Annotated in this window: 7 protein-coding genes; 6 read left to right on the top strand and 1 reads right to left on the bottom strand. The window is 44.2% G+C overall.

Annotated elements, in window-relative coordinates:
• Nucleotides 1–132: 132 nt before the first annotated feature.
• Complete coding sequence (locus V7Q33_RS23010; RefSeq protein WP_331981437.1) at nt 133–549, top strand: EamA family transporter; 417 nt, start codon at nt 133–135, stop codon at nt 547–549.
• A gap of 334 nt (nt 550–883) precedes the next feature.
• Nucleotides 884–1,294 carry an STAS/SEC14 domain-containing protein gene (locus V7Q33_RS23005; protein ID WP_333821451.1) on the top strand — a complete coding sequence of 137 codons (411 nt, stop codon included), beginning with the start codon at nt 884–886 and terminating at the stop codon, nt 1,292–1,294.
• A gap of 419 nt (nt 1,295–1,713) precedes the next feature.
• On the opposite strand, the gene V7Q33_RS23000 is transcribed toward V7Q33_RS23005, so the two are convergent.
• Nucleotides 1,714–3,516 (bottom strand): helicase associated domain-containing protein, encoded by a 1,803-nt coding sequence (locus tag V7Q33_RS23000; RefSeq protein WP_333821450.1) that lies wholly within the window; start codon nt 3,514–3,516, stop codon nt 1,714–1,716.
• A gap of 456 nt (nt 3,517–3,972) precedes the next feature.
• Here V7Q33_RS23000 and V7Q33_RS22995 point away from each other — a divergent pair, with 456 nt between their 5' ends.
• From V7Q33_RS22995 to V7Q33_RS22980, 4 genes are all read left to right on the top strand, one after another.
• Complete coding sequence (locus V7Q33_RS22995) at nt 3,973–4,521, top strand: RNA polymerase sigma factor (RefSeq protein WP_333821449.1); 549 nt, start codon at nt 3,973–3,975, stop codon at nt 4,519–4,521.
• The gene (locus V7Q33_RS22990) at nt 4,502–4,771 is read left to right on the top strand and encodes a hypothetical protein (RefSeq protein WP_333821448.1); all 270 of its coding nucleotides are present in this window, start codon (nt 4,502–4,504) and stop codon (nt 4,769–4,771) included. Before V7Q33_RS22995 ends, V7Q33_RS22990 begins: the two co-directional genes overlap by 20 nt.
• A gap of 11 nt (nt 4,772–4,782) precedes the next feature.
• Nucleotides 4,783–5,433, top strand: a complete 651-nt coding sequence (locus V7Q33_RS22985; RefSeq protein ID WP_331981422.1) for a ClpP family protease — start codon at nt 4,783–4,785, stop codon at nt 5,431–5,433.
• Nucleotides 5,434–5,554: 121 nt separating this feature from the next.
• Entirely contained in the window at nt 5,555–6,364 is an 810-nt protein-coding gene (locus V7Q33_RS22980; protein ID WP_333821447.1) for a hypothetical protein, read from the top strand.
• Nucleotides 6,365–6,390 lie beyond the last annotated feature (26 nt).

The following is a 6,390-nucleotide window of genomic DNA, read 5'->3' as shown; positions in this document are numbered from 1 at the left end:
ACATGAGCAATGGAAAAGACTCCTGATCAAGTATGATTTTTTTCGATGGCAATGCCCTGTCCTGCTCCGGTTTTCAAAAGACAGGGCATGCAAAGATCCGATTCTGTATCTTTAAGGTAAACCTTCAATACTATGTGGTGGATCTATGCATTGCTATCAGCTTTCTTTGCGTCCTTAACGGCTATTCTGGCCAAGATCGGTATAAAAGATATGGATGCCGATTTTGCTACCGCCATTCGCACGCTCGTTATCCTGATCATTACGTGGAGTATTGTTTTATTCAAAGGCAATTTTACTTCGCTTGCATCAACATTATCGAAGCAAAATGTACTCTTCCTCGTGTTATCAGGGGCCGCTACCGGTTTGTCGTGGCTGTTTTACTTTCGGGCGCTGCAGCATGGCAATGTATCGCAGGTGGCCCCGGTTGATAAGCTCAGTGTTGCGCTTACCATTATCCTTTCGGTTATCTTCCTTCACGAATCAATCACACTAAAAACTGCTATTGGTGCGGGGCTTATTTTAGTGGGTATATTTTTGGTGATCAGATGAGGGAACGGCTGCTGGCTGCAAGCCGCTGGAGGTGTGTGATTTTGAATAGCTGCGAGCCGCTAGCTGTCAGTTGCCAGACGAGTGTGACTTGGGAATGGAGGGTTTGACTTCGTCATTCGTTGATTGATGTTTCTTGTTCAATATTAAAATCCAATTGCAGTAACAGCATCTCTTTTCAAAAGAGAATAAAACAGAACAAGGCTGATCAGATTTGCATTCTGATCAGTGTTATATATACTTGCATGATATTAATATCTACAGAGACTATATATACTGCGAATACCCTTATATAAATATGGAAATATATACCACAAAATCAGTCAGTAAACAATCAGTGATTACCAGATTACACACATTCGAACATGGCACACTGGATTATGATCCATCCGTTCCGTGCATTATTGCATCGCATTTCGGGTTCGCTACGGATGAAGAGTTTAAAAACATGCTGAACCTGGGGCTATCACTCAGCATTGAAAAAAGAAAGGATCATGGAAAATTAGGCTGGCTTGCAGATACAACTCAAATGGATGGCAATGCTATGACAGAATGGGCTATAGCAGAGTGGAATCCCAAAATGATTGCAGAAGGGATACGCCATGTGGCGTTCGTTGCTTCGAATGATGTTTTTGCAGCACAGCAGATTCGCGATTATGCTGCCTTATGTTCAAAGGATGGAAAAATGAAAACGGCATCATTTCAGGACATCGAATCGGCTAAAGCCTGGCTCCGTGAAGTTCTGTAGTGCAAACAATTTACATCGTTACTGGTTAAACCGTTACCGGTTAGATAATAATTCTTCGCGCAAGTGAAGAAGAGAGTTAACAGCCAGTCGGTGAATAATGGACATTGAAAAAGTCGTTGACCGTTAATGCTCTATTAACGGTTAACGTGTAACCGATAAAGGCTCCCAAAAAATAAGTTTTATTTAAGCTCCGGGTTAAGTGGCATTAAAGAACTGTATAATTTCTTTACGCCCGGTAATCGCTTAAACTTTATACCTGATCAGAACCGCTGGCCGGGCGGGTATTATATACATTATAATATTTTTGGGGGAAAACGCACGGCTGCGGTTCTGATGGTATTTATCTGGTGTTGATAATCCATACACTCCAAGCACACCAGTTATGCTCATTGATGCTTTTCAGCATTTTCAACATTCAATTATTTTTTACCAGCTGTTATGCCAGCGCGCGCCAATAGCTTTCTCCTTTCAGGCGGCAGCTTGCTATAATTCTTTCGTTGCTGGTATAGCCAGCTATACAGCGGAGTATGCACGGGTATGCTGGTATGTTTATTCTTCTTTTTCAGGTCGGTATACTCCTTCAACCGGTCAAGCCATCGCTTCTGCCCTATTTGGTGCGCCCATGAAAATCCCAGCGCTTCCAGCTTCTTCCTTTTATTGGCCGGCAATTTCTTGGTGCGTTGCCCGTTTACCCAACTGGCCAACGGGCGATTTTCAGTATAGCTCTGCGGCACATCGCAATGACCGAATTTCTTTTTAAAGATAACGAGCTGCTCATACATCTTTTCCCAGCGTGCATCCCAGTAATAGCCGGTGCGATCCCACAAAAAACCGATGGCATCGAGCTTATCACGTTTGTAAGCCGACAGTTTCTTTTTACTGTGCAACTGTAACGTTACCCACTCATCGAGCTCAGGATGTTCCTTTAGCTTAAGATGATATCGGTCGCCATACTTTTTCTGAAGCGCTTTGAATTTTGTATACAGCGCATCCCACGCTTCCAGTTTTCTACGCTCGGCATCTCCTTTCCATATAAATCCCAGAGCCGTTAATTTCTGCTCGCGATCTGCAGGAATCTTGTTTTCCTTCTTCAATCGCTTTTGAGTTTGTATCCACTCGTATAGCTTCGTTTGCGATTTATTTACCGACAGATGACCATGTTCTTTGCGAAACGCCTTCAGTTGCTTGTACAAGCTTTCCCAGTTTTCATGAAAATACTGATGCGGCCATTTTACACCGAGCGCTTCCAGTTTCTTACGTTTCTCTCTGCCAATGCTGCTTCGATCGCGCTTGTTGCGCTGTACCCATACGGACAGGGTGAAATCCTGATGTCGCTTTACGCGGCAGTGTCCATGCTTACGTGCATAAGCTTGCAATCGCTTGTACATCTCCTCCCACCGTTCTTCGGCAAAATTACCTTTGCTCCATGCAAAGCCTATAGCGTCCAGTTTCTTCTTACGGTGAGAAGGTATATTTTTCTGGTGTACAATCTGCGATTCAATCCAAAGTCCCAATGAATAATTATCCTTGCGCACTTTGATGCGATCGATATGACCGTGCTCGCGCTTATAGGCTATCAGCTCGCTATACTTCTTCTCCCAGTTTTCTTCGCGCAGTTTGGCTATATCTTCTTTCCACAGAAAGCCGATCTCTTCTAAACGACTGACTTTGTCTGCGCTTAATTCTCCCCGTGTTTTAGCTCTGCGCTGTCGCGCCACCCATACCCCTAAAGCAGGGTTGCCCTTGAAGTCCTGTGGTACTTTGGCGTGGCCGTATTCCTGTTTAAAAGCTACCAGTTGCTCAAACATCTGCAGCCACCGCAGATCTTTATCACTCACCAGCCAATCGAAGTCCAGGTCATTTAATTTCTCAACCTGACGTGATGAGAGACGTGCCTGGGAATTTCGCTGATTCACACACCAGTCAAACAGCTTCTCATCTTCCCTGGCAGAAACCTGGCTATGGCCATGCTTCCTATAAAATTGCTCCAGCCGTGAGAACATATTATTCCAGTCGGCCGCAATTTTAAATGGAAACCCGATCTTCAGCAGCCTGGTATATATAGCGGCCGGCAACCGCTCAGGATGTTTTCGAATATTCTCAACCCACCGGTTAAATGCCTTGTCATCGCTTCCGTTTGCGGACACATTGAAATTACCATGTTGTTTACGATAGGCTTTTAGTTTACTAAAATTTTCTTTCCATCGGTCTTTGTCTTCCATACTAAAAAAACATCACAACCACGGGGGTTGTCGCGCTATAATTGAACATCGGTGACGGTTAATCGAATTCGCTTCAGGCTATGCTATACGCATCCTCTATAGCATCCTATATATCGCTACATACAACAACCAATGTCATCCATTTACGAGAGGTTTTTGAAATATAGATAAAATGTAAACACGCGATTTATACTATAAATAATTTTCACATGTATACCACTATATCAATTACTTCAAACAAAAAATTGTAATGCAAATAGTGGTATATATCACCCTGATTCAGAAGTTTAATTTCCAGGTAAATATTATGCGTTGAAACATCATTCAACGATCAAAACATAATGCGCACCGACACTACAGCACGTTCCCCGGGAATAGCTCCAAAAAAAATAATTCAAAAAAGAGGTGATATCTTCACCAACGGACGCACTTACCAGTATACAGATTATGGAAATCATGCAAATCGAACATTCTGTTGCCCCAACAGAGGCACGCACGCAACTGTTTGAAGCGTTGTATATCTCGGCATTTCCGGGTGTTGCAAGGTTTGTCAGCAAAATGAATGGCACTCTGGAAGATGCTGCCGATATATTTCAGGATGCGCTGGTAATCTATTACGAAAAAACGCTGGACAACCGGTTTGAATTGACTACGTCCCGTGAGGCGTATATTACAGGAATTGCCAAGCACCTGTGGCTTCGTAAATTCTCGCACGATCGTAACAACGTAAAGCTCGATGCTGCAGAGGCTGCAATCGAGATCGCGGCTGACTACTGCCCTGCTGTGAATGACCAGAAACTACTTGCCTTCCTGGAACAATCCGGAAAAAAATGCCTGGCGTTGCTGCGTGCCTTCTATTATGAGCGAACCCCGATGAAGAAGCTTGCGCACAAATTTGGATTTGTGAGCGAGCGATCTGCCACTGTGCAGAAATATAAATGCCTGGAAAAAGTAAGAGACACTATAAAAGAAAAAGCCTTTACGTATGAGGACTTCCTTGAATGATATAGCCTTAACAGAACGATACCTGTTTGGGAAACTTGCACCGGAAGAATCGCTGCTCTTTCAGGCCAGGTTGCTCACCGACCCGATACTACGCGCCCACGTTGCTGTACAACAGAAAGTATATACGCTGTTGCTACATTTCCACCGAAAGAAAATGAAAGAAGAAGTGCGCACCATTCACAACGCACACTTCCATGATCCCGCGCATGCGGAATTCAAGGAACAGATTAATCAGCTTTTTAAACCATGATATAATTCTATATGCAAGCTAATATGATACCGATGGTAATTGACAGCAGTGCACATGGAGAACGTGCCTATGATATTTATAGCTTACTGCTGAAAGAACGTATTATCTTTCTGGGCACCGGCATTAACGATGCTGTAGCCAACGTAATTGTGGCACAACTTCTATACCTGAACAGCATCGATCAGAAACGGGAGATCAACCTGTATATCAACAGTCCCGGAGGAAGTGTATATGCCGGTCTTGCCATCTATGATGCCATGCAAATGATACAAGCCCCCGTCTCAACGGTAGCGGTAGGTGTTTCTGCAAGTATGGGCACTGCTCTTCTTGCCTCCGGTCGAAAAGGGAAACGCTATGCTTTGCCACACGCCACCATACACATGCATCCTACCAGCAGCGGATCGCAAGGCTATACGGAAGATGTGCGCATCGCTACGCGTGAGCAGGAACGCCTGCAAACACAATTGTTCCACCTGATGGGAAAACACTCCGGCCACACCTGGAAGGAGATTGAAGATTATTTTCTGCGAGACCGATTTATGAGCGCGCCCGAAGCAAAAGCCTTTGGTCTTATTGATGAAGTATTGGGGGATATAAGCGATGTGATTGTATTGAACAATGCAGAAGCGCATGTTAGTATGTTTCAGACACTGGCAGGTTAATCGTTACAGGTTATACGTTAAATCGTTATTAGTTACAGGTTAACAGACTCACGTGCTTCGGTTTGATTTTTCTTCAGGCAGATGAGAACAGCTGGCTGCACTTTCGCTATCTTTCATTCTTATGATTGAAGCTGCCAAACTCAAACACTGGATTGATAACTTCTATGGCTATGGTTCGTGGCATGCACCGATCTGGTTTGTTGGCTATGAAGAAGGTGGTGGTGATCTGCCGGAAGAAGTGGCTGAGAAGTTAAACTATTTTTACAGGAATCATCCATCTGCCGATCAGGCTACGCTCTGCGACATCCGGACATTATACCGTGAGGTGGCATTCCGGGTGGATGGTCCGCGGGCTGAAGTCTTTGCCAACCTCTACGAACACCGGTTCGACCGGAAAGCTGTCATCCATGGGTATTGGAAAAATCTCATTGCCTTTGTTCATGGCTACCGTAATAAAAAGCTTCCTGATCTTCTCGAGTATCAAAAAGCTTCTTTTGCTTCACCGTCCTCCAATGAAGCATGGATTCAGTTTTATCCGTTACCCAGTCCTAACAACCACGCCTGGTACTATGCATGGCTCGACTTACCTGCATTTGATTTTCTGAAGAGCCGTGATCGATATCAGGAACATGTATACCAGCAACGCATTCAGTCAATTCTTCGAAACATCAAAGTATATAAGCCTCAAGTGGTATTGATGTATGGAATGGACAATATTAATGCGCTTAAGGAATCGGTGCTGTCTTTTTTTCCGGATTCAAAGTTTAAAATGGTGAAAGCGATTCCGCACCAAATTCCACAGCATCACCGCGCAGAAGTTGACACAACTATTCTGCTGATAACCACCCAGATTCCCGGGCTGCGCCATGGCCGTACTGAAACCGGATTTGACTGGCAAGAGTTTGGAAAAATTGTGAGAGAGAATAGTTGATTGAGGGGGAATCGTTATCTGTTAAT

The organism is Ohtaekwangia sp. (genome assembly GCF_036786105.1).
Classification (GTDB): domain Bacteria; phylum Bacteroidota; class Bacteroidia; order Cytophagales; family Cyclobacteriaceae; genus Ohtaekwangia.
The sequence above is the reverse complement of the archived record's forward strand: the minus strand, read 5'-3'. Positions and strand labels throughout refer to the sequence as shown.